Annotated in this window: 2 protein-coding genes; both read left to right on the top strand. The window is 64.1% G+C overall.

Translation table 11 applies throughout. The features are described 5' to 3' along the window. Nucleotides 1-727 (top strand): 3-deoxy-8-phosphooctulonate synthase (kdsA, locus tag A6M56_RS15265; RefSeq protein WP_286758225.1); only part of this gene is annotated, 727 nt, incomplete at its 5' end. Between the two features lie 99 nt (nucleotides 728-826). After that, nucleotides 827-1,589, top strand: a 763-nt coding sequence (gene eno / locus A6M56_RS15260) for a phosphopyruvate hydratase (protein ID WP_286758224.1), incomplete at its 3' end; no start/stop codon positions are given.

The raw sequence follows: 1,589 nt of genomic DNA, 5'->3' as shown, positions 1-1,589 counted from the left end.
GGGCGTTCCCTTCATTTACAAGTCGTCCTTCGACAAGGCCAACCGCTCGTCCGGCTCGTCGTTCCGCGGCCTCGGCATGGACAAGGGCCTGGAAATCCTGGCGGAAGTGAAAAAACAAATTGGCGTGCCGGTCCTGACCGACATCCATGAAATCGACGAGGTCAAGCCGGTGGCCGGGGTGGTCGACGTGCTGCAGACGCCGGCCTTCCTGTGCCGCCAGACCGATTTCATCCGCGCCTGCGCGCAGTCCGGCAAGCCGGTGAACATCAAGAAGGGACAGTTCCTCGCGCCGCACGACATGAAGAATGTCATCGACAAGGCGCGCGCCGCCGCGAAAGAAGCGGGGCTGGAACAGGACAATTTCATGGCCTGCGAACGCGGCGTCTCGTTCGGCTACAACAATCTGGTGTCCGACATGCGTTCGCTGGCGATCATGCGCGAAACCGGCTGCCCGGTGGTGTTCGATGCGACGCACTCCGTGCAATTGCCGGGCGGGCAGGGCACCTCGTCCGGCGGCCAGCGCGAGTTCGTGCCGGTGCTGGCGCGCGCGGCGGTGGCGGTCGGCATCGCCGGCCTGTTCATGGAAACCCACCCGAACCCGGCAGAGGCCAAGTCGGACGGCCCGAACGCCGTGCCGCTGAACCGCATGAAGGACCTGCTGGCGACGCTGGTCGAACTGGACCGCGTCGTGAAGAAGGCGGGTTTCCTGGAAAACGACTTTTCGTAGTTGCTTCAACAACGCGGGCCTGAGCGTATCCTCGGCCCGCAGCCCGGCAGGCGTAGAAACCTGCCCGACCAGAATTTTCATTGTTTTGGGAGAAATAAAATGAGTGCCATCGTTGATATCATCGGCCGCGAAGTGATCGACTCGCGCGGCAACCCGACCGTCGAATGCGACGTGCTGCTGGAATCCGGCGTGATGGGCCGTGCCGCCGTGCCGTCGGGCGCGTCCACCGGCTCGCGCGAAGCGATCGAGCTGCGCGACGGCGACAAGAGCCGTTACATGGGCAAGGGCGTGCTGAAAGCCTGCGAAAACATCAATACCGAGATTTCCGAAGCGATCATGGGCCTGGATGCGAACGAGCAGGCCTTCCTCGACCGCACCCTGATCGACCTCGATGGCACCGAAAACAAGAGCCGCCTGGGCGCCAACGCGACCCTGGCGGTGTCGATGGCCGTGGCCAAGGCCGCAGCCGAGGAATCCGGCCTGCCGCTGTACCGCTACTTCGGCGGCTCCGGCGCGATGCAGATGCCGGTGCCGATGATGAACGTCATCAACGGCGGCGCGCATGCCGACAACAATCTCGACCTGCAAGAGTTCATGATCATCCCGGTCGGCGCACCGAGCTTCCGCGAAGCGATCCGCTACGGCGCCGAAGTGTTCCACACGCTGAAGAAGATCCTGCACGACAAGGGCCTGACCACCGCGGTGGGCGACGAAGGCGGTTTTGCGCCGTCGGTCGGCAGCCACGAGGAAGCGATCAAGCTGATCCTGCAGGCGATCGAGCAGGCCGGCTACGAGCCGGGCACCCAGGTCGCGCTGGGCCTGGACTGCGCCGCTTCCGAGTTCTACAAGGACGGCAAGTACC

Source organism: Ralstonia sp. RL, assembly GCF_001683835.1.
In the GTDB taxonomy this organism is placed as follows: domain Bacteria; phylum Pseudomonadota; class Gammaproteobacteria; order Burkholderiales; family Burkholderiaceae; genus Ralstonia; species Ralstonia mannitolilytica.
The sequence above is the reverse complement of the archived record's forward strand: the minus strand, read 5'-3'. Positions and strand labels throughout refer to the sequence as shown.